Genomic DNA, 20,737 nt, shown 5'->3' with positions numbered 1-20,737 from the left:
AGAATTCTTTTTAGATAGTTATTGGTCAATTTTGATACGATTGGTAGATGTTTGGTCAAAGAAATGAGCATGATTCATTTGAAAATGAAACGGAAAGTGCTGATGAACTTGAATATGTTCATCCCCAGGGATTTTAGCCACAAAGAGCTGCTCTCCTAAACTGCTGTATAGTATGTACTCTGCTCCTAATAACTCAGACACATCTACCGGTAATGAAATATGAGGAGCATCAGAAAAGGCACGCGTAATATGCTCGGGTCGAATTCCTACAGTAATGAATTGATTATTGTAGCCTTTTTCATGTAACGAATGCATTTGATTTTCTGTCAGCTGAAACTCATGTTCACTGATGTACAGTTTGCTGTTCACTACTTTTCCTGTGAAAAAGTTCATTCCCGGTGAGCCTATAAAACTGGCTACAAACGTATTCTCTGGAGCATTATACACTTGCATAGGTGAACCTATTTGCTGAATTTTTCCGTCTTTCATAACTACGATTCTGCTTGCCATCGTCATGGCTTCTGTTTGATCGTGGGTTACATAAATAATGGTCGTCTGCAGCCTCTGATGAAGCTTACTGATTTCAGCACGCATTTGTACGCGAAGCTTCGCATCAAGGTTAGACAAAGGCTCATCCATTAAAAAAATTTGGGCATTCCGTACAATGGCTCTTCCTAAAGCCACTCGCTGACGCTGACCTCCTGATAATGCTTTTGGCTTGCGTTTTAAATAGGGTTCTAAGTCCAAAATACGAGCCGCTTCACGAACGCGCTCATCAATTTCTTGTTTTGGGACTTTGCGGAGCTGCAAGCCAAATGCCATGTTGTCGTAAACCGTTAAATGAGGGTAAAGCGCGTAGTTTTGAAACACCATTGCAATATCCCGGTCCTTAGAAGGTAAATCGTTTGCACGATCTCCGTTAATAAGCAATTCTCCTTCTGTTATCGATTCAAGGCCGGCGATCATTCGAAGGGTAGTGGATTTGCCGCACCCTGAAGGTCCTACAAATACAATAAATTCTTTGTCTTGAATATGAAGATTAAAATTATCAACTGCAAGACTATCTTTTCCGTATTTTTTATACACATGCTGCAACTGCAGTTCTGCCATTTTTTTCTCCTCTCAGCAGGCTTTTAAAAAATAAAAGCCTCTAATTGCACAGACGGATTGTACGTGTATCTGGCAATTAGAGGCTATCGGTTGACCGGTAAGCCTGTAGTATGTAGTTTTGAGTGATTGAATCTGTAAGTAATTTTAAAATATATTATTCCTATATGTCAAGTGAGAATTAAAATATTTTAATAAGTTCGATTATTTTCTTAAATGAAAGAATCCATTTATTAAGCCAGAGATGCTGGTTTTGAGAATAAAATAAACAGCTGGTGTATAGAATGATAGTATTCACTTTTATAGTAAGCACTACAGAGAGAGGATGTTTATAAATGGATAGAAACACGCAGTTCACTATGATTCGGCAAGCGTTGGAAAACAGCTATCATTTAATGCAGCAGGGAATAGAAGTTAGCGGAGAGACGCTTACTCAGCTGGAACAAGCAAAAGCCGAGTATGAAGCGGCCTTTTTATTGTCTCAGTCCACGGATTCCAAATTCCGCTGTAATTAATTTTTTAATAGCACTTATTCCGTTTGCGTTCTATACACCCAGCTTTTATACAAAAAGGTTCTGTCCTTACAGGCAGAACTTTTTTATGTTCAGCTCTTTTTATTGACATTTTAGATAAAGTAGTCAATAATTAAGTTTTGCTTACATGAGAAATTTACTAGATAAAAAGAAGTGAAGCTAATTTTTATTGATAGATATTTACATAAATAAAGGAGTCAGTATCGATGATGAGAGAGCGGTTGCCTTTTACAATTGAGCGGGATGAAAACTTTTTTGACAAATTAAATGAATGGATAGGTGATGTTTTTTATGATCATCTTCCAGACGCAGGATTAGAACTTCGGGATGAACAAATTTTTATGGCTTTTCAAATCGAACGAGCTTTTAAAGAAAAAAATGTAATCTTTGCAGAAGCAGGTGTAGGAACAGGGAAAACCATTGTGTATTTACTGTACGCTATTTGTTATGCAAGGTATATTGGCAAGCCGGCTATTATTGCCTGTGCGGATGAAACATTAATTGAACAGTTAGTAAAAGCCGAAGGAGACATTGCCAAGCTCTCTGGTATTTTAGATATTAACATGGATGTTCGCCTAGCAAAATCTCAAGATCAGTATCTGTGTTTAAAGAAATTAGATGCTGTGACAGCACGAACAGATAATGAAAACATTGAAGAAATTTACGATACGCTTCCTGATTTTGTTCATGATCATAGTGGTATGCAGTCGTTCTATCACTACGGAGACCGTAAAGAATATCCTCATTTAACGGATGAGGAATGGAATCAAATTAACTGGGATACGTTTCAAGATTGCTCTTCCTGTGAGCAGCGTCATAGATGTGGCTTAACGCTTTCACGCGAGCACTATAGAAAAGCACATGACTTAATTATTTGCTCTCACGATTTTTACATGGAACACATTTGGACATATGAAGCCCGCAAGCGTGAAGGACAGCTTCCGCTTCTTCCTGAAAGCAGCTGTGTTGTATTTGATGAAGGTCACCTGCTGGAATTTGCTGCACAAAAGGCTTTAACGTATCGCATTCAAGAAGATACGTTAGAAAACTTGTTAACGCGTCTATTAGAAAATGACGTGCGAGAAGAATTTGCTGTGAAGATCGAGCACGCTATCGATGTGTATGCAATGTTTTTCGACCGTTTAAGTGAAGCAAGCACAGAAATCGTTGGTTCTAGCCGTAAAGAAGTAGCCCGCACAAACGGATTACAAAGTGTAGGAAAAGAACTTTTATCGCTGCTTGAGCATATCGGAAACGAGCTTGTGTTTGAGAGTGAGACTTATACAGTAGACGAATATACGCTGCGAATTGTAGATGAGTACCTAGATCAAATTGATTATTCGCTGCGCTTATTTATGGACAACGAAAATGCCATCTACTGGGTGGAAGAAAACAACTGGCAGCTGACGTTGGTTATTATGCCGCAAGCAGTAAAAGACGTCTTAAAAGAACGAGTATTTGCGAAGAAAATACCGTATATTTTCACTTCTGCCACTCTTTCAGATAACCAATCGTTCGATTATTTAGCATATAGCTTAGGAATTGCAAAGCCGCTTTCTTTTTCCGTTGAATCGCCATTTGATTATGATGAGCAAATGAACATTGCGGTAAAAAATGTTTCAGATGATCAAGAAGAAGCGTTTGCTGAAAAATTTGCCTTTGCTGTCACTCAGCTCGAAAAAACGAACGGACGAGCACTTTTATTGTTTAACAGCAAAGAAGAATTAGAGATGTTCAAAGAAGTTTCCAAAGAGTTAGATCAGTACACGTTTTTATTTGAAGGCGATCAAGAGATCAGTAAATTAGTATCTCAGTTCCAAAGAGAAGAAGAAACGATTTTATGCGCTGTTCATTTGTGGGAAGGGTTGGATATTCCTGGACCTTCGCTATCTAATGTAATTATTTGGTCTCTGCCGTATCCGCCAAATGATCCGGTCTTTGAAGCAAAGCGCAATCAAGTAGTTGATCCATTTTGGGATGCAGATATGCCGTATATGCTTCTTCGCTTAAAGCAAGGAGTTGGAAGACTGATTCGCTCTCATAACGATAAGGGTCTAATTACGATCTTTATGCCAAAAAGCACAGATTCAAAAGTGCGTTCAATCATTGAACAAAATGTCCCAACGAAAATAGAAAACGTATAAAAAAGCGCGGTTGTAGCCGCGCTTTTTTATATGTATTAATAGATTGAATATTCAGTTATATACACGCCGTTACTATTATGATAAAATAATTTATGGTGAAATAAGGAAAGTAAGGAGGAAAAACAATGAGAGAAGACATACAGAAAATTGAGAAACAGTTTTATGAATACATGAATAAAATTAAAAGTTATCACGAGGCAATCGGAGTGATGTACTGGGATTTGAGGACGGGTGCTCCAAAAAAAGGGGCGGATCAGCGTTCTGAAGTGATTGGCATGATGTCATCAGAAGCGTTCAATCTTTCTGTTTCTGATGAAATGGCAGGTTTTATTGAGAAATTAACGAACCCTGAGTCGCAGCCTTACATAAACGATATTACGAAAAAAGCAGTGGAAGAATGTAAAAAAGAATATGACTTAAATAAAAAAATTCCTCCACATGAATATAAAGAATACGTTACATTAACTTCAAAAGCTGAGTCGGTTTGGGAAGACGCAAAAGAAAAAGCAGATTTTGCTTTATTTCAACCGTACCTCGAAAAAATTGTAGCGTTCAATCAGAAGTTTGTGGATTATTGGGGGTATGAAGGGAACAAATATAACCGTTTACTGGATCTTTTTGAACCGGGGATGACGGTTGAAATTTTAGACGAGGTGTTTGGAAAGCTACGGGAGCATATTGTGCCTCTTGTTCAGCGAATCGCCGGGTCAAATACAAAGCCAAATACGGAATTTTTATTCCGTACTTTCCCAAAAGAAGCGCAAAAGCAATTTAGTCTAGACGTGTTAAAAACACTTGGCTATGATTTTGAAGCGGGGCGCCTTGATGAAACAGTTCATCCTTTTGCTACTGGCTTAAACCCGGGAGATGTGCGCATCACGACTAAATATGCCGAAAACGATTTTCGAACGGCTATTTTTGGAACAATTCACGAATGCGGCCATGCTTTATATGAGCAGAATATTTCAAAGGATCTTGTCGGTACAGTTCTATGTGAAGGTACTTCAATGGGAATTCACGAATCACAGTCGCTGTTTTTTGAGCAGTTTGTCGGTAAAAATAAGGCATTTTGGCAGCATAATTACGACGTACTAAAACAGCATGCGCCGGGGCAATTTGACGATGTAGGTTTAGAAGATTTTTACCGAGGAGTAAATGAGGCAAAACCGTCGCTTATTCGTATTGAAGCAGATGAGTTAACGTACCCTCTTCATATTATGATTCGTTACGAAATTGAAAAAGGATTGATAAACGGGGAGTATAAAGTTGAGGATTTACCGGAAATTTGGAATGAGAAATACGAAGAATATTTAGGAGTTCGTCCAAGTCACGACGGAGAAGGCGTGCTTCAGGACGTACACTGGGCCGGAGGAAGCTTTGGGTACTTCCCTTCCTACGCTCTTGGCTATATGTACGCAGCGCAGTTTAAGCATACCATGTTAAAAGATCTGCCTAATTATGATGAACTCCTCGAAAAAGGAGAAATTTCGCCGATCACAAATTGGCTAACAGAACACATTCATCAGTACGGAAAAATGAAAAAGCCTCTTGAAATTTTAAACGATGTAACGGGAGAAGGCTTAAATGTAGATTATTTAATTCAGTATCTAGAAAAGAAATATGGAGAAATTTATCACGTATAAAAGGCGCTATAAACGAATATTATGTTTTGTATCACAAGTAAATGTTCGAAAATATCATTTTTAGATATTTTCAAATAAAAGATTTGCTGATATAATACAATTAACTCAATAACGCACTCATATAATGACGAGAATATGGCTCGTAAGTATCTACCAAACTACCGTAAATAGTTTGACTATGGGTGAGCGATGAAGTTTGTTTTTCACTTTTGTGCGTAAAAGCTCAAAGACATTGCTCTACTCATATACGAGTGCAGCTATGTTTTTGAGCTTTTTTAATACAAACGTTGGAGGAACGAACTATGAAAGCTTTGCAAAACAAAATTTTAACAGATGGTATCGTATTATCGGACACGGTTTTAAAAGTAGACACATTTTTAAACCACCAAATGGATCCTGTATTGATGAAAGAAATTGGAGAAGAATTTGCTTTGCGTTTTGAAAATGCAGGAATTACGAAGATTTTAACGATTGAATCATCAGGAATTGCTCCAGCGATTATGACCGCATTGAAGCTAAACGTTGAGATGGTGTTTGCCAGAAAAAGAAAATCTTTAACACTTCAAGACGGACTCATTACATCAAAAGTATATTCATTTACAAAAAAAGAAGAAAATGAAATTTCAGTTGCTGATAAATTTATTCGAGAAGATGACGTGATTTTAATTATTGATGACTTTTTAGCAAACGGCCAAGCTGCATTCGGCTTGATGGATATCGTGCAAAAAGCAGGTGCTAAAGTAGGCGGCATTGGTATTGTTATTGAAAAAGCGTTCCAAGATGGAGGAAAACAAATTCGTAAATCAGGCGTTAAAGTAGAATCATTAGCGCGCATTCAGTCTTTATCAAATGGTAAAGTTACATTTGCTGAAGATAAACCGACAGTGGAGGTTTAATATGAATAAAGGAAAAGTCTTTTCACTTGGTTTACAGCATGTTTTAGCTATGTACGGAGGTGCGATTGTTGTCCCGCTTATTGTTGGAGGAGCCATTGGCTTGACTCAGCAGCAGCTTACGTATTTAGTGGCGATTGACTTATTTATGTGCGGTGTGGCAACGTTACTGCAAGTATGGAAAAATCGTTTTTTCGGTATTGGTCTTCCAGTTGTATTAGGGTGTACGTTTACTGCCGTAGGGCCTATGATTTCAATTGGAGGTTCTTACGGCGTTTCCTCCATATATGGTTCTATTATCGTCGCCGGTTTACTCATTGTCCTTCTTTCTGCTTTTCTAGGTAAATTGGTTAAGTTTTTCCCTCCTTTAGTTACGGGTTCGGTTGTAACGATTATTGGAATTACGTTAATTCCTGTAGCGATTAAAGATTTAGCTGGAGGAGAAGGAAGTAAAGATTTTGGCAGCTTGAGCAATTTAGGTTTAGGTTTTGGCGTTTTGCTATTAATTATTGTTCTGTATCGATTTACAAAAGGATTTATGCGCTCCGTCTCTGTGTTATTAGGATTGGTTGTTGGAACAATTGCAGCGTCTTTTATGGGGAAAGTCGATTTTTCCGGCGTAAAAGAAGAAGCGTGGATTCATATGCCGCACGTGTTTTACTTTGGGATGCCAACGTTTAATATTATGGCCATCCTGACAATGTTCCTTGTTTTACTTGTTGGCATTGTCGAGTCCACAGGCGTTTATTTTGCCGTTAGTGATATTTGTAAAAAAGAAGTGGATGAAAAAGATTTATCTAAAGGCTATCGTGCAGAAGGATTGGCGATTTTATTAGGCGGATTTTTTAACGCATTTCCTTATACAGCGTATTCTCAAAATGTAGGACTTTTACAGTTGTCAGGTGTTCGCACAAGAAATGTTGTATTTGCAGCGAGTGGAATTTTAATCATTTTGGGCTTTCTACCTAAAATCGCAGCCGTGACGACAGTTATCCCGAGCTCTGTACTTGGAGGAGCTATGGTAGCCATGTTTGGGATGGTCATCTCTTCAGGTATAAAAATCCTTAGTCAAGTTGATTTAGCAAAACAAGAAAACCTTCTTGTAATTGCATGTTCGGTTGGTATGGGTCTAGGGGTGACGGTTGTACCTGAACTCTTCAAAAACTTACCAGAGAGTCTTCAAGTTCTCACTGGAAGCGGTATTGTGATGGGGACTTTTACAGCAATCTTTTTAAATATTGTCTTTAATATGATGAAATCACCACGTGCGCAAGTTGCGGACACAAAGTTAACAAATGAAGTAATATCGAAATAAAAAGAGGCTGGAGCCAAAATATTTTAGTTGAAGAAGATCCGAACGATTAATCGTTCGGATCTTTTCAATGTCATAGGGAACATAGCTGTAACAAGCGATTCATAGTAGATTATTTGTCCAATTTGGTCGTCTTTCCTATTAAGACCGTGTTTTGAAAAACAGTGTATAAAGCATTTTCCCCACGTCAGGATTTTTTGCCACTAATGAAATTTCTCTTTTGAATTTGAAGTCTGTAATAGGCAATGCTTTAATGTTTGAGCTTTGTAAATGGCGCATAAAAATTTCAGGGAGAATTGAAATACCTAAATTAGCTGAAATAAATCCCATAATACTTTGAGCAAATTCAATTTCATTGGCAATGGAAATTTTTAAGTTATGACGATTGTAGGCTTTTTCTACTAGTGTCCGAACATCGCACCCTGGAGGGAGAACTACAATGGGTTCTTCTTTGAAATCTTCAAATGATACGCTTTCTTTTTCGGCTAACGGGTGCTGATCATTCACAAATAAATAAAAGTCTTCTTTGAATAATAATTTTGACCAGTAAGTATGTTGAATCTCTCGATCATCAAATAAAGCTCCATCAATTTGATTGCTTTCTAACTGCTCTAACAAATCATAATAGTGATGCGAGGTTTTTATATCAATATGGCGATTGTGGTCTTTAGCAGAAGCCAGTTGATAAGGTAAGTAAAAAGCAGCCATACTTTGCCACGTTCCGATAGTTAAATCACAAGCTTCTTGCGTAGACACTAATTTTTTTTGAAGAGCATGAACGCTTGATAGTATGGATTCACCTTCTTGTAAAAGAATTTCACCTGCTGAGGTTAATTCTACTCCTGTAGCGGAGCGAATAAATAATGTTACTCCTAAATCTTCTTCTAGTTTTCTCATTTGCTTACTGAGCGCGGGCTGCGTCATATGCAGCTGTTCGCTTGCTTTGCTTAAGCTTTTTGTTTTGGCTGTTTCAATAAAAGACTCAAGCCATTCTGTTTTCATATTTATCACCTATAACCTTTTGTTATACCCATAGTATAGAAGGGAAGTTCTCATAAATCAACGAAGATGCTAGTGTATATAGTGTAGTTAACACAGCGCAAAGAAATTCACACAACTAGGAGGATGAATGATGTATCCAAACAAACTATATATTAACGGTGAATGGACAACAACAGAAGAGAAAATTGATGTGATTAATCCAGCAACAAAAGAAGTTATAGGACAAATTCCCAAGGCAGGCGCAAAGGAAGCAGCACTTGCCGCTGATGCAGCAGCGACAGCTTTTAAAACATGGTCGAAAAGAACCGCTCAAGAGCGCAGTGCTATTTTAATGAGATGGCATCAACTTATTGAAAATCATAAAGATGAACTAGCAGAAATTATGACAACGGAACAAGGCAAACCATTTGCAGAAGCAAAAGGTGAAGTGCAGTATGGCAATGATTATATTGCTTGGTTTGCTGAAGAAGGAAAGCGTGTATATGGTGAAACGATTCCAGCTCATCATACGCATAAGCGTATTACGGTTAAAAAACAGCCTGTTGGCGTTGTAGCAGCTATTACGCCATGGAACTTCCCTGCAGCCATGATTACGCGTAAAGTGGCCCCAGCTCTTGCAGCAGGATGTACAATTGTTTTAAAACCATCTGAAGAAACACCATTTACAGCATTTCGTTTAGTAGAACTCGCAGAAGAAGCGGGCGTTCCAAAAGGTGTGATCAATGTTGTTACTGGAGATGCAGCAGCTATTGGCGACACATGGCAAAAAGACGGACGCATCCGAAAATTAACATTTACTGGTTCAACAGCGGTTGGTAAACATCTAATGCGGGGTGCTGCTGATACTGTGAAAAAATTATCGCTGGAATTAGGCGGTCATGCACCGTTTATCGTAACAGAAAATGCAGATTTAGACGCTGCTGTAAACGGCGTAATTGCTTCTAAGTTTGTCAACGCAGGTCAAACGTGCATCTGCACAAACCGCGTATACGTACAAGAATCCATTGCAGATGCTTTCGTTGAAAAATTTGCAGCAAAAGCGGCGGAATTAACAGTAGGAAACGGATTAGAAGAAGGTACACAAGTTGGACCGTTAATTAACGACAAAGCGGTTGAGAAAGTAAAAGCACAAATTGCGGATGCAAAAAGTAAAGGAGCTAAAGTTGTAGTTGGCGGACAAGCTATAACAACTAAAAACGGTTTCTTTATGGAGCCGACAATTATCACAAATGTAACTGATGACATGAATTGCATGTTTGAAGAAACGTTTGGACCATTGGCACCTGTAGCAACATTCAAAACAGTAGAAGAAGCCGTAGAACGAGCAAACAATAGCCCTTATGGTTTAGCAGCTTACGTATTTACAGAAAACATCAAAGAAGCAACATTTGTATCTGAAGAATTAGAGTACGGCATTGTAGGAGTAAATGATGGCTCTCCATCTGCAGCTCAAGCTCCATTCGGCGGCTTTAAAGAAAGTGGCCTTGGACGTGAAGGAAGTCATTACGGCATTGAAGATTATTTAGAAGTAAAATATATCTCAATGGGACTTTAATAAAAAGTAGGACAAAAATAGTTTAGTCGAAGTGAAATACGAACTAGCAACTAATAATCAAAATTATTGGTTGTTAGTTCGTATTTTTTTATTGTTAAGATGGACGTAGCTTTCATGCGTTTCGTTGCTTCTAGCGGATTAATCCCATTTGTTCGTCTTTAGGTCGGAGTGATTTCGTTGTGTCCCAGCCTCTTTTTTATGCACTTTTGTAAAGAAAATTTGAAATAATAGTTCTTTAACGCAATTAATTGCATTTCTAGGATGTCTGTGCAAGAATAAATATTTCAAAAATGGTTTAGCTTTGTTTAAAGCGTGGGTAATACAACAAATGCACATGATTGCTTGTTAGATGAAAGGAAAAGCAGAACTTTACCACTGATAAATTACGCAAGCTAGAACCAAAATAGTAGTACTGAATGGTGAAAAATATAGGAGTTGATATAGATGATTACAGCAGAGAAAAACATAGTGAAATTTAAAGCAAAAGACGGACGTGAAGTCACTATACGCCCTGCAAAGGCAAGTGATGCAGAGCATATTACAACAGCGGTAAGAGAAATTATTGAGGCCGGGGAATTTATTCAAAAAGATGAGCCACGCACAGTCCAAGAAGAGCAAGATTTTATTGCATCAGTAGAAAAGAACAATCACATGTACGTTGTAGCTGAAGTCGAAGGTGAAGTGCTTGGAATCGCACGTGTTCTGAGAGGCGAAATTAAAATGAAGCGCCACACGGGGCTCTTCCGTACATGGCTTATTTCAAAAGCACAGGGAATGGGAATAGGAAAACAATTTATGAATTATACGCTAAACTGGTGCAAAGAAAATAATCTTCATAAACTTTCTTTAACTGTGTTTGCTTCTAATAAAGTGGCATACGAATTGTATAAAAAGGTAGGATTTGAACAAGAAGGTGTTATGAAAGAACAAGCTTATTTTAACAATGAATATGTAGATGAAATCTATATGTCCATTTTCTTTTCATAAAAAATAAGCACTTATTTTCGTCAATCCATAAATTGTATCTGTACATTCAGATTATTTGCGCTATAATAAAAGTGCACAACAAACATACACTTCTTCAAAACGTAGACTTTCCTGAGTTACAGGAAAGTTTTTTTATGTTTCACCTCCATTCCACTAAAAAAGAATTGAATAAATCCCCAGCTATTACAAATGTTAAATGTAACGCAATCAAAGAGGTGAAGTGTATGCCAAAAATTATCTCAGTTGGATTTGGAGTTCCCCCCTATGAATTAACTCAGCAAGACACGCTGCTATTTGCAAAAGAACTTTTTTCCGAGTCGTTTAAAGATATTAATCGTCTGCTGACCGTTTTTCAAAATGGTCAAATTGAAAAACGTAATTTTGCCAAAGACTTATCTTGGTTTCAAGAAGATCATACATTCGAAGAAAAAAATGATGCTTTTATAGAATGTGCTGTTGAATTAGGTACAAAAGCCATTGAAGAATGCTTAACAAATAAAGACTATGTAAGTACCCCTTTGCCGTGTGGAGAAATTGATGCTATTTTTTACGTTTCAACAAGCGGTGTAGCTACGCCTAGCATTGAAGCTCGAATTATGAATAAGCTTGCGTTTTCAGACCATACAAAAAGAATCCCTATATGGGGATTAGGGTGTGCCGGAGGAGCATCTGGACTTTCAAGGGCTTACGAATATTGCAAAGCCTTTCCGCGCGCTAAAGTTCTTGTATTATCCGTTGAGCTGTGCAGTTTGACTTTTCAGCGGAATGATCGTTCAAAAAGCAACTTAATCGGTACATCTTTATTTGCTGATGGAGTAGCAGCTGCTTTAGTCGCAGGTGACGAAGCAGATATCACTTTTTCCCGTTCAAAAAGCTTTCCTTACATTTTACATACACAATCGACGCTTATGCCAAATTCCGAAGACGTAATGGGATGGGAGATTAAAAATGATGGGTTATTTGTTGTCTTTTCAAAAGATATTCCCACTATTATCGATTCGTGGTTAGGCGGAGAAGTTGAGTCTTTTTTACAAACTCAGAATTTGACCAGTCGGGATTTAAAACATTTTGTTGCTCATCCTGGAGGGAAAAAAGTGCTTGAAGCATATGTATCAACGCTATCGCTAAACGAAAATATGATTGCTGATTCACTAGATGTACTTAAAAACCATGGAAACATGTCTTCGGCAACCGTTTTATATGTGCTAGACCGCTTTATGAAGAAAGAAATTCCGAGTAAAGAATACGGTTTATTAACAGCTCTTGGTCCTGGATTTAGTTCTGAAATGCTTCTATTAGAGTGGAGGTAAAGCGATTGTTTTTTTATAGTTTTTTTGTATTTATTATCTTACAGCGTCTATGTGAATTGGTGATTGCCAAAAGAAATGAAGCTTGGATGAAGAAGCAGGGAGCATACGAAGCTGGTCAAAGTCACTACAAATGGATGGTAAGCATGCACGCCGCTTTTTTTGCTGCTCTTTTTACGGAAGTGTATGTGTTAAACGGTGGAATGTATCACTTTTCTTTTTTGTTGTTTAGCTTTTTTGTGCTTGTGCAACTTGCAAGAGTATGGGCTATTTCTTCATTAGGAAAGTATTGGAATACAAAAATTATCGTCTTGCCTAACGCGAAGGTTGTGCTAAGAGGTCCTTATCGGTTTATGAAGCACCCAAATTATACAGTTGTAGCGGCAGAATTGGTGTTAGTTCCGCTTATGTTTCAGGCATACTGGACGTTAGCTATTTTTTCTGTTTTCAATTTGTGTATATTAGCCGTTAGAATTCCTTTAGAAGAGCAAGCGCTAACGAATGAAACAAATTATGGCGAGGTCATGCAAAATACGGGACGTTTCTTTCCTGCAAAAAAATCTCAAAACTAATTGAAAATGATTATCTTTCATGATAAGATGAAATCAAATGATAAAGATTATCAATTTCATCAAGTAGAAACGGTGGTGGACGTAATGGTTAGTCTTTTTGTGATCGGAGCACTTGCTACATATGTTGGCGTCACAACGTATGTAATGAAAAATATTGAAAAAGCCCAAAAGGCGTAATATATACACGGTAAATAAATACAATGCAAAGCTGTCAAATTATTGACAGCTTTTTTTATTGTTTTTGTAACTAAAAATTCAGTTTTTTATGGGAAAACGTAGGTGAATCAAGTAAAATAGAGAAAGAATAAGCAGAAACAAAGATGGATAGAGAACATTTAAATACAGTCTTGAATGAGGCAAAAGGGGTAGAGTAATAATGGGTAAAGTGAGTGTGAAACATCAAGAAAATCTCCAATTGGAAGCATCTCTTTTTCATTTACATAAGCAATTTCAAGCAGCTGGAGATGAACAGCAGGCAGCAAAAGCAATACAGCTGTTAAAAAAGTGGGTGAACGGTGAATTTGTTGTAGCATTTTGCGGACATTTTTCGGCGGGGAAATCGAGTATGATTAACGAATTAATGGGGCAAGCAATTTTGCCTGCAAGTCCTATTCCGACAAGCGCAAACTTAGTATCAGTAAAGGCGGGGGATGAGCATGCAACCGTTTATTACCGCAAACAGCCGCCGGTGCGTTATGAAGCGCCTTATCAGTATGAACAAATTAAGCAGTTTGCTGTCGACGGAGATGAAGTAGAGTCCATTCATTTATCAATCGAGACAAACGCTATTCCTAAAAATGTTGTGGTGATGGACACACCGGGGATTGATTCAACAGATGATGCGCATCGTGTATCGACCGAGTCAGCTCTTCACTTAGCGGACGTTATTTTCTACGTGATGGATTATAATCATGTGCAGGCAGAATTAAATCTTCAATTTGCAAAACAGCTGCAAGAAGCTAATAAAACGCTTTATTTAATTGTAAATCAAATCGATAAACATCAAGAAGATCAGCTAACATTTCAAGCATTTAAAGAATCTGTAGAAACGTCATTTTTAAAGTGGAATGTTAGACCAGAAGGAATCTTCTATACGTCGTTAAAAGAGCCAGCCAACCGTCATAATGACCTTTCGTACGTAAAATCTCTATTACTTGCTATGATGACGGAAAAAGAAAACCGACATCAGCATATTCAACATGCGATGCAAATGTTAATTGACGATCACCTTGCCTTTATTGAAGACCAAGAAGAAGAAAAGTTAACGATTCATGACGAGCTGCGCCATAAGCTGACGCTTGAGAACCATGAAATAAATAAGCAGCAAAAAGAGCAGCTTCTCGAAAAAGAAGCGGAAATAAAGCGTGCTGAAAAGCAGTTAGCAGAAACGTACCAACAAGAAACAGGCAAGATACTAAGCAACGCCAATTTAACACCATATGAAATGAGAGAAAAAGCTAGGCTGTTTTTAGAAACGACAAAGCCTGATTTCAAAGTCGGTCTTTTATTTGCTAAGAAAAAGACCGAGGAAGTAAAAAAAGAGCGGCTGACGTTATTTTTTGACGATATGAAAGAACGAACAGCCTCTCAGCTGCAGTGGCACTTGCAGCAATATGTGCAAGATCTGGTGAAAAATCAAAATCTTACTGACCCGGATCTTATACGCCAGGTTCAGCAGTTTGAAATTCCGTTAGAACCTCATGACTTAATTGAAACGGTAAAAGCAGGAGCTACGATTAATGGTGATTATGTTTTAACGTACGCAAAAGATGTAGCTGATCACATTAAGAAAAAAGCCACGCGATTGTTATACGAGCTCTATGCGCAAATCGAACAGAGCAAAATGGAGCAAGATGAAGTAAAGCGTGAGAATATTTCTCAACACTTGCAGGAATGTGAGGCATTTGAAGAAGCGTATACATCTCTTCAGGAAATGAAAGCAAAACTGGCACGTACAAAAGCGTTGCTTCAATCTTTACAGCAAACTGATGACGACCTAACGCTAGAAGATACAAACGAGTTGTCATATATGTTACAAGAAGAATATGAAACGGGCATCATGAAAGCTGAAGAAAAGCATGAAGCTGCGAGTGAGCAGCAGTTAGTTTCACAGCCTGAGGAAGCTGTGCATGAAACAGGAACAGAAAAGGTTCTTCAAGATGTATCAGCTGTTCTCGAACAGCTCCGTTCATTTGGAAAATTAGACCGCTTTATTAATAGGCTTCAAGAAAAACGTAAAAAGCTATCAAATCAAACGTTTACCGTAGCTTTATTCGGAGCATTCAGTGCCGGTAAGTCATCTTTTGCTAATGCGTTGATTGGAGAAAGATTACTTCCTGTATCTCCGAATCCAACAACAGCAACCATCAATAAAATTATGCCTCCAACAGAAAAACGGCCGCATAAAACAGCTGTTGTGCAAATGAAAACAAACGAGCAGATGATCCAAGATTTAAATGGTGCACTTAAGCTGTTTCATCATGAAGTAGAAACAATTGACGAAGCGCTAGCGATTATTCCGACCCTGCAGGCAACAGAAGAGCTGCAGCTGCATTTGTCGTTTTTACAGGCAGTAGAAAAAGGCTACGGCGAAGTCAAGCATCATATCGGTTCAGAAGTAGTAGTGGATACAGAAGGATTTCATGATTATGTAGCCAAGGAAGAAAAAGCGTGTTTTGTTCAATTTATTAACCTGTATTATGACTGTGAATTTACTCGCTTAGGCATTACGCTTGTTGATACACCTGGAGCTGATTCAATCAATGCGAGACACACGGGAGTAGCGTTTGAGTATATCAAAAATGCAGATGCCATTTTATTTGTAACGTATTATAATCATGCATTTTCAAAAGCTGACCGAGAATTTCTTATTCAGCTTGGCCGTGTAAAAGATGTATTTGCGCTTGATAAAATGTTTTTCTTAGTAAATGCAGCGGACTTAGCCAGCTCGGATACAGAGCTGCAGTTAGTTCAGACGTACGTAAAAGAGCAGCTTGAACAGTATGGTATACGCTTTCCGCGCTTATACCCGGTATCAAGCTTGCAGGCTTTGCAAAACCACGAGGATAAAATGTTTCTGCCATTCAAAAATGCGTTTTACCGCTTCATAAATTATGAATTACCAGAGCTTGCTATCCAAAGTGTCTATGCAGATTTCGAACAAATTTTAGCAGTTGCCAATGAAATGAAACAGGTGCAGACAAAATCAGAAGTCGATAAAAAGCGATACATTCAATCTCTTCACATAAAAAATGAGCAGGTAGCAGCAAAACTGCATGAAATTCATTTTGAATATGAACAACAGCAGTTTGACCGAGAATTAGAAGAGCTCTTATTTTATGTGAAAAAACGTCTGTTTGTGAGGTACGATGACTTCTTTAAAGAAGCATTCAGTCCGGCAAACTTAAGAGATGATCGAGGTGAAAAGCAAAAGCAGCTGTGCCTGTGTTTGCAGGAGTTGTTAACGTCTATTTCCTTCGACGCAACGCAAGAAGTGCGTGCGACCACTTTGCGAATCGAAAAATACATCGTAAAATTAATCGAAGACTGGCATCGACTGATCATTACAAAGCTACAGCGCTATGAACCGACGTTTACTCCAACGTTGAACTCGTTAGAGCCGCCAAATGGCAGCGAAGTTGTGACAAGTCATCAATTCGATAAGAATGAATCGTATCAAAAAGAGCTTTCACTGTATAAAAACAATAAAAGCTTTTTTGAAAAAAATGAGAAAGCAAAGCTCCACGCTGCTTTATTAGAACGTATTAAGCCGGATGTTAATCACTACATTGCGAAAGAAGAAGCTGCTCTTCATTCACACTATACCTATTTAGTGAATCAGTACGTTTTAGCGCATAAACAGTCTGTATCTGAAGAATGGTATGATTATTACAAACAGCTGCAAGCGGCCGTGTCTGAAGAATTTCCAATTCAAGAATTGGTAAGTACAATGACGGTGCTAGAACATGTATTGGAGGAAAGAAAGGGTCATTAATTTTTATGTCTACACACATAAATAAACGTTTACAGGAAATTGAAAAAGAATATAATGTAGAAATTTTGTTTGCATGTGAATCAGGGAGCCGTGCTTACGGACTCGACACGTTAGCGAGTGATTTTGACGTCCGCTTTATATATAAATATAAAGCATCACGCTATCTTCATCTCAATAGACCTCAAGAGGTCATTAATGTAGCAGAAGGCAATTATGATATGCAAGGGTGGGATTTGTACAAAACCATTTATTTGTTTACAAAATCAAACCCTTCGCTTTATGAGTGGCTATGGTCGCCTTTTGTTTATTATCAGAGGTCATCGTTTGCTGAGCCACTCCGGCAAATGATGGCTCAATCATATTCCTTAAAAGCATTGGGATATCATTATTTTAAAATTTTAACGATAAATAGTAAAAGAAATCTGACATCTTCTGTTACAATAGAGGATATAAAAGTGATGCTCCAACTGATTCGTGCATTTTTATCACTGAAAGTAGTAGTAAAGCAGCGCAGTTTCCCTGTCATTTTATTTGCCGATTTATGTAAGCAGGCAAATCTCGACGATAGGCAGCAATCCATCATTGAGCAATTTGTACAATGCAAGATAAGCGGGAAAGTCGCTTTTAATGAAAAGATGAAAAACTTTTTGGATAGCATTAAGAAAGAATCTGCAGCGATAGAAAAAAACTTAAAAGAATTACCGGAAAAGCAAATCAGTTATGAGGACATTAACTTATTTTTACTAACTCAGCATAATATAATGGAGGAACGAACATGAGTGTACATAAAGAAATTTCAGCCCATTCTAAAAAACAGCACGAATTAGTACGTGCTTTTGCCAGCTTAGAAGCTCGACGTGAGCAAGCTATTGAAGCAGCTGTGCTTCTCTGCAAAGAAGGGAAGCCCTTTTCTGTAGACGGTATTAACGCTGTAACAGCAGAAATTAATGAGCTGTCTCAAAAATATACCATCATTCCAGGCCGTAAAGTAGTGACGGAAGAAATGGTTAAAGAGTACGTAGCAAGAATATAAACGTGCTAAGCTCTGGTGTTTTTACCTTAATTTGAACAGGATATGACGTGCCGCTTGATCCATACTAATAGTGTACCAACGAGGTACAAATAGGAGGAGATAGCGATGGGTCGTCAAAAATTAGGTAATAAAAATGCGCAAGCGAATAACAATGCAAAGCATAATTATAACCAAGAGTTCTCTTCTGAGTTTAAAGCAAATCAGGCTCAAAAAGCAAAGCGTGCAAAAAGTGCAAATGACACTTATGCTGGGGAGTTTGCTTCTGAGTTCAACGTGCAACAAAACCAAAATAATTCTGTTAACAAGAAGTTAGAAGCTAATAAAAGTGCAAATAATCAATATGGACAAGAATTCGGCTCTTATGCTGAAGTTGAATCTGCCAAAATGAATAATGCTGCACAAAAAAAGCGTAAAAAATAACAGAACTGTTTCCAAAAACGCCGGGATTAGTCTGCTCTGTCAGCAGATTAGCCCGGCGTTTTTTGTTGGGCAATATTTGCTTGGGTACAAGATGTCAATCCATCGCAAACTATAGATGAGGTGAAGCAATATGAATAAAGGAATTGTCATTGCTCTTTCATCAATCGGTTTAGCACAAGCTTTAAAAATCCCAATTAAAAAGTATCAAACAGGAAAATGGGATATGCGGATGATTGCTGCGTCGGGTGGAATGCCAAGCTCTCATTCAGCCGGCGTATCTTCTTTGGCTACCTATGTAGCATTAAAAAGAGGTGTTTCTACGATTGACTTTGCGTTAGCATCTGTTTTTGGAATTATTGTGATGTACGATGCACAAGGAATTCGAAGGCAGACTGGCGAAATTACTATTAAAGTGAATACGTTAGACGAAGAAATTGAAAAGCTTGCGGGTCTTCCAGACGGAGGCTTTCACGATTTGACGGAACAGCGCTTGAAAGAAATGCTTGGTCATCAGCCAGAAGAAGTGATTGGCGGAGCCATTTTAGGAGTAGCACTTGGAGCAATTGGCTATTTTTTAGAAGGGAAATCATAGTCAAATAGCCAAAAGTAAGCTAAGATAAAGAAGAACCTTTGCAAAAGGATGGGACGAAAAAGTGACAAAAACAGCTCAAACCGTTGAAGAGTATCTTCTTTATCTTGAAGAAAAAGGCTTTCATTTAGCAGAAGATGCACGTGGATTTATTTCATTTGGTCAGCAGTATACGCGTGCAGCTGACGAGATGGTCATATTTACAATTGAATGGACACTAAAAGTACAAAAAGAATTTGACGGCAGTTTTTTTGTATCGCTCCTCGAGAATTTGACATCAAATCGTATTAGCAATCAAAAACAAGCCATTCAATATTTAAAGTCATCAGGTATGATTTAAGCAGGATTACATTCCTGCTTCTTTTTGATTAATGGCTTGTCTGGCCAGCTGATCAGCACCTGCATTTTGAGAGCTAGGGATCCACTTTATAAAAAATAAATCAAATTGACTGGACAATTTGAGGGCTTCTTCCAGTAAAGGAGCAAACGCTTTATTTTTAACGTGTTCTTGGTTCATTGCGCGGTCTACTAGCTGAGAGTCTGTTCGAAAAGATACGCTCGTATACTTTTTTTCTAAACAAATTTTTAATGCATGAAGAAGTGCATGGTACTCTGCTTCATGATTCGTCATTGTCCCAAGAGCAATAGCGTAACGATGATGTTCACCATTTCCTTTAATTAAAATACCAGCTCCAGAAGGACCAGGGTTGCCAGCAGTGGCTCCGTCTATATAAACTTCAATCATCATACAGCCTCCTTGTTAAAACAATATAAGCTTAAACCATGTTTTTTCATCAATAGTATTGTATCATAAGTACTTCAGCTATTTTATATTAGCACGTATAAACGCTAAAATCCGCTTATTAGGTAAGAAAACTGTCATGAAAAGACATAATAGAAGATAAAATACAAAAAAGCAGAAAAAGTGTTGAATTCAAAATTGCTGATGAAAGGAATGCTCGTTATGAATTTCCAAATTGAATGGCATTATAAATCCTCGAAACATAAACAGTTAATTTTCACATCCGATTTCACAGATGCGAATGAGGCGCTAATGATTGTGGGTGATTTAGAAAAAACAGGTCGAACGAAGGAAATTTTTCTACTTGATGAGCAGCAGCAAAAATGGACTGTAAAAGAAGCGAAAAAGCTCTTACAGGAAGTACAGACAGAGCCTCACGATATTGTGGCATATTTTGACGGAGGCTATGAGCATGATACGCTTTTAGCGGGGCTTGGGGTTGTGATTTATTTTAAACAGAACAACCAGTCTTACCGAATACGACGAAACTCAAGACTGCAAGAGATAGAATCAAATAATGAGGCAGAGTATGCTGCTTTTTATTATTTAATACAAGAGCTTGAGGAACTTGGTGTTCATCATATACCGGTAACGTTTAGAGGTGACTCTCAGGTTGTATTAAATCAGCTTGCAGGGGAGTGGCCCTGTTTCGAAGAAGAGTTTAATCGGTACTTAGATCGAATAGAAGATAAAATGCAGGAACTTGGTATCCGACCGGTATATGAGCCTATTTCAAGGAAGGAAAATGAAGAGGCCGACCAGCTTGCGACTCAAGCTCTTCAAGGGATACCAATTGCTAGCAGGAAGCAAGTGTAACACACAGAACGAAATGGAGATGAACGAG

The 20,737-nt window shown here is 38.0% G+C and carries 20 protein-coding genes and 1 riboswitch; of the genes, 17 read left to right on the top strand and 3 right to left on the bottom strand.

Features of this window, described 5'->3' with window-relative positions:
• Positions 1 to 18: 18 nt before the first annotated feature.
• Complete coding sequence (locus ACH6EI_RS17310; protein ID WP_099000104.1) at positions 19 to 1,110, bottom strand: ABC transporter ATP-binding protein; 1,092 nt, start codon at positions 1,108 to 1,110, stop codon at positions 19 to 21.
• A 332-nt stretch (positions 1,111 to 1,442) separates the two neighbouring features.
• On the opposite strand from ACH6EI_RS17310, the gene ACH6EI_RS17305 reads away from it, so the two are divergent.
• The 5 genes from ACH6EI_RS17305 (at position 1,443) to ACH6EI_RS17285 (ending at position 7,635) form a co-directional block, all read left to right on the top strand.
• Complete coding sequence (locus ACH6EI_RS17305) at positions 1,443 to 1,622, top strand: hypothetical protein (RefSeq protein ID WP_013056154.1); 180 nt, start codon at positions 1,443 to 1,445, stop codon at positions 1,620 to 1,622.
• Positions 1,623 to 1,846: 224 nt separating this feature from the next.
• A complete protein-coding gene (locus ACH6EI_RS17300) occupies positions 1,847 to 3,784 on the top strand; it encodes an ATP-dependent DNA helicase (protein ID WP_099330774.1) in 1,938 nt (645 codons plus the stop codon).
• A gap of 125 nt (positions 3,785 to 3,909) precedes the next feature.
• Positions 3,910 to 5,427 (top strand): carboxypeptidase M32, encoded by a 1,518-nt coding sequence (locus ACH6EI_RS17295; protein ID WP_099330775.1) that lies wholly within the window; start codon positions 3,910 to 3,912, stop codon positions 5,425 to 5,427.
• 97 nt (positions 5,428 to 5,524) lie between these two features.
• A riboswitch (purine riboswitch) is annotated at positions 5,525 to 5,626 on the top strand.
• 103 nt (positions 5,627 to 5,729) lie between these two features.
• On the top strand, positions 5,730 to 6,323 hold the full coding sequence (locus ACH6EI_RS17290) for a xanthine phosphoribosyltransferase (RefSeq protein ID WP_099330776.1): 594 nt from the start codon (positions 5,730 to 5,732) through the stop codon (positions 6,321 to 6,323).
• A 1-nt stretch (position 6,324) separates the two neighbouring features.
• Entirely contained in the window at positions 6,325 to 7,635 is a 1,311-nt protein-coding gene (locus ACH6EI_RS17285) for a nucleobase:cation symporter-2 family protein (protein ID WP_397377696.1), read from the top strand.
• 138 nt (positions 7,636 to 7,773) lie between these two features.
• Here the strand turns inward: ACH6EI_RS17285 and ACH6EI_RS17280 are convergent, their stop codons facing one another.
• Positions 7,774 to 8,634, bottom strand: a complete 861-nt coding sequence (locus ACH6EI_RS17280; protein ID WP_034266540.1) for a LysR family transcriptional regulator — start codon at positions 8,632 to 8,634, stop codon at positions 7,774 to 7,776.
• Positions 8,635 to 8,764: 130 nt separating this feature from the next.
• Here ACH6EI_RS17280 and ACH6EI_RS17275 point away from each other — a divergent pair, with 130 nt between their 5' ends.
• The 11 genes from ACH6EI_RS17275 (at position 8,765) to ACH6EI_RS17225 (ending at position 19,431) form a co-directional block, all read left to right on the top strand.
• A complete protein-coding gene (locus ACH6EI_RS17275; protein WP_047751357.1) occupies positions 8,765 to 10,189 on the top strand; it encodes an NAD-dependent succinate-semialdehyde dehydrogenase in 1,425 nt (474 codons plus the stop codon).
• Between the two features lie 444 nt (positions 10,190 to 10,633).
• Complete coding sequence (locus tag ACH6EI_RS17270) at positions 10,634 to 11,176, top strand: GNAT family N-acetyltransferase (RefSeq protein ID WP_028414038.1); 543 nt, start codon at positions 10,634 to 10,636, stop codon at positions 11,174 to 11,176.
• A gap of 224 nt (positions 11,177 to 11,400) precedes the next feature.
• Complete coding sequence (locus tag ACH6EI_RS17265; protein ID WP_028414037.1) at positions 11,401 to 12,486, top strand: type III polyketide synthase; 1,086 nt, start codon at positions 11,401 to 11,403, stop codon at positions 12,484 to 12,486.
• A 5-nt stretch (positions 12,487 to 12,491) separates the two neighbouring features.
• Positions 12,492 to 13,055, top strand: coding sequence for an isoprenylcysteine carboxyl methyltransferase family protein (locus ACH6EI_RS17260; RefSeq protein WP_028414036.1), 564 nt, complete (start codon positions 12,492 to 12,494; stop codon positions 13,053 to 13,055).
• A 27-nt stretch (positions 13,056 to 13,082) separates the two neighbouring features.
• Positions 13,083 to 13,232 carry a hypothetical protein gene (locus ACH6EI_RS17255; protein WP_156830705.1) on the top strand — a complete coding sequence of 50 codons (150 nt, stop codon included), beginning with the start codon at positions 13,083 to 13,085 and terminating at the stop codon, positions 13,230 to 13,232.
• 199 nt (positions 13,233 to 13,431) lie between these two features.
• The gene (locus ACH6EI_RS17250) at positions 13,432 to 17,049 is read left to right on the top strand and encodes a dynamin family protein (protein ID WP_205663954.1); all 3,618 of its coding nucleotides are present in this window, start codon (positions 13,432 to 13,434) and stop codon (positions 17,047 to 17,049) included.
• Positions 17,050 to 17,054: 5 nt separating this feature from the next.
• Positions 17,055 to 17,828 carry a nucleotidyltransferase domain-containing protein gene (locus tag ACH6EI_RS17245; RefSeq protein ID WP_028414034.1) on the top strand — a complete coding sequence of 258 codons (774 nt, stop codon included), beginning with the start codon at positions 17,055 to 17,057 and terminating at the stop codon, positions 17,826 to 17,828.
• Complete coding sequence (locus tag ACH6EI_RS17240) at positions 17,825 to 18,082, top strand: DUF2533 family protein (protein WP_013082381.1); 258 nt, start codon at positions 17,825 to 17,827, stop codon at positions 18,080 to 18,082. The genes ACH6EI_RS17245 and ACH6EI_RS17240 overlap by 4 nt, the downstream gene beginning before the upstream one ends.
• A gap of 105 nt (positions 18,083 to 18,187) precedes the next feature.
• Positions 18,188 to 18,502 (top strand): hypothetical protein, encoded by a 315-nt coding sequence (locus ACH6EI_RS17235; protein ID WP_013056168.1) that lies wholly within the window; start codon positions 18,188 to 18,190, stop codon positions 18,500 to 18,502.
• Between the two features lie 130 nt (positions 18,503 to 18,632).
• Entirely contained in the window at positions 18,633 to 19,094 is a 462-nt protein-coding gene (locus ACH6EI_RS17230) for a divergent PAP2 family protein (RefSeq protein WP_013056169.1), read from the top strand.
• Positions 19,095 to 19,155: 61 nt separating this feature from the next.
• Entirely contained in the window at positions 19,156 to 19,431 is a 276-nt protein-coding gene (locus ACH6EI_RS17225; RefSeq protein WP_013082383.1) for a DUF6123 family protein, read from the top strand.
• A gap of 6 nt (positions 19,432 to 19,437) precedes the next feature.
• On the opposite strand, the gene ACH6EI_RS17220 is transcribed toward ACH6EI_RS17225, so the two are convergent.
• On the bottom strand, positions 19,438 to 19,836 hold the full coding sequence (locus ACH6EI_RS17220) for a reverse transcriptase-like protein (RefSeq protein WP_028414032.1): 399 nt from the start codon (positions 19,834 to 19,836) through the stop codon (positions 19,438 to 19,440).
• Between the two features lie 219 nt (positions 19,837 to 20,055).
• Here ACH6EI_RS17220 and ACH6EI_RS17215 point away from each other — a divergent pair, with 219 nt between their 5' ends.
• Positions 20,056 to 20,709 carry a ribonuclease H family protein gene (locus ACH6EI_RS17215; RefSeq protein WP_028414031.1) on the top strand — a complete coding sequence of 218 codons (654 nt, stop codon included), beginning with the start codon at positions 20,056 to 20,058 and terminating at the stop codon, positions 20,707 to 20,709.
• The last annotated feature ends 28 nt before the right edge of the window (positions 20,710 to 20,737 follow it).

Source organism: Priestia sp. JSM ZJ58, from assembly GCF_044383985.1.
In the GTDB taxonomy this organism is placed as follows: Bacteria; Bacillota; Bacilli; order Bacillales; family Bacillaceae_H; genus Priestia; species Priestia zanthoxyli.
This window is presented reverse-complemented; position numbering and strand designations above follow the sequence as displayed.

Coding starts and splice junctions, on each gene's coding strand:
- ACH6EI_RS17310 (WP_099000104.1), bottom strand. CDS start 1,110: ATGGCAGAACTGCAGTTGCAGCATGTGTATAAAAAATACGGAAAAGAT.
- ACH6EI_RS17305 (WP_013056154.1), top strand. CDS start 1,443: ATGGATAGAAACACGCAGTTCACTATGATTCGGCAAGCGTTGGAAAAC.
- ACH6EI_RS17300 (WP_099330774.1), top strand. CDS start 1,847: ATGATGAGAGAGCGGTTGCCTTTTACAATTGAGCGGGATGAAAACTTT.
- ACH6EI_RS17295 (WP_099330775.1), top strand. CDS start 3,910: ATGAGAGAAGACATACAGAAAATTGAGAAACAGTTTTATGAATACATG.
- ACH6EI_RS17290 (WP_099330776.1), top strand. CDS start 5,730: ATGAAAGCTTTGCAAAACAAAATTTTAACAGATGGTATCGTATTATCG.
- ACH6EI_RS17285 (WP_397377696.1), top strand. CDS start 6,325: ATGAATAAAGGAAAAGTCTTTTCACTTGGTTTACAGCATGTTTTAGCT.
- ACH6EI_RS17280 (WP_034266540.1), bottom strand. CDS start 8,634: ATGAAAACAGAATGGCTTGAGTCTTTTATTGAAACAGCCAAAACAAAA.
- ACH6EI_RS17275 (WP_047751357.1), top strand. CDS start 8,765: ATGTATCCAAACAAACTATATATTAACGGTGAATGGACAACAACAGAA.
- ACH6EI_RS17270 (WP_028414038.1), top strand. CDS start 10,634: ATGATTACAGCAGAGAAAAACATAGTGAAATTTAAAGCAAAAGACGGA.
- ACH6EI_RS17265 (WP_028414037.1), top strand. CDS start 11,401: ATGCCAAAAATTATCTCAGTTGGATTTGGAGTTCCCCCCTATGAATTA.
- ACH6EI_RS17255 (WP_156830705.1), top strand. CDS start 13,083: ATGAAATCAAATGATAAAGATTATCAATTTCATCAAGTAGAAACGGTG.
- ACH6EI_RS17250 (WP_205663954.1), top strand. CDS start 13,432: ATGGGTAAAGTGAGTGTGAAACATCAAGAAAATCTCCAATTGGAAGCA.
- ACH6EI_RS17245 (WP_028414034.1), top strand. CDS start 17,055: ATGTCTACACACATAAATAAACGTTTACAGGAAATTGAAAAAGAATAT.
- ACH6EI_RS17240 (WP_013082381.1), top strand. CDS start 17,825: ATGAGTGTACATAAAGAAATTTCAGCCCATTCTAAAAAACAGCACGAA.
- ACH6EI_RS17235 (WP_013056168.1), top strand. CDS start 18,188: ATGGGTCGTCAAAAATTAGGTAATAAAAATGCGCAAGCGAATAACAAT.
- ACH6EI_RS17230 (WP_013056169.1), top strand. CDS start 18,633: ATGAATAAAGGAATTGTCATTGCTCTTTCATCAATCGGTTTAGCACAA.
- ACH6EI_RS17220 (WP_028414032.1), bottom strand. CDS start 19,836: ATGATTGAAGTTTATATAGACGGAGCCACTGCTGGCAACCCTGGTCCT.
- ACH6EI_RS17215 (WP_028414031.1), top strand. CDS start 20,056: ATGAATTTCCAAATTGAATGGCATTATAAATCCTCGAAACATAAACAG.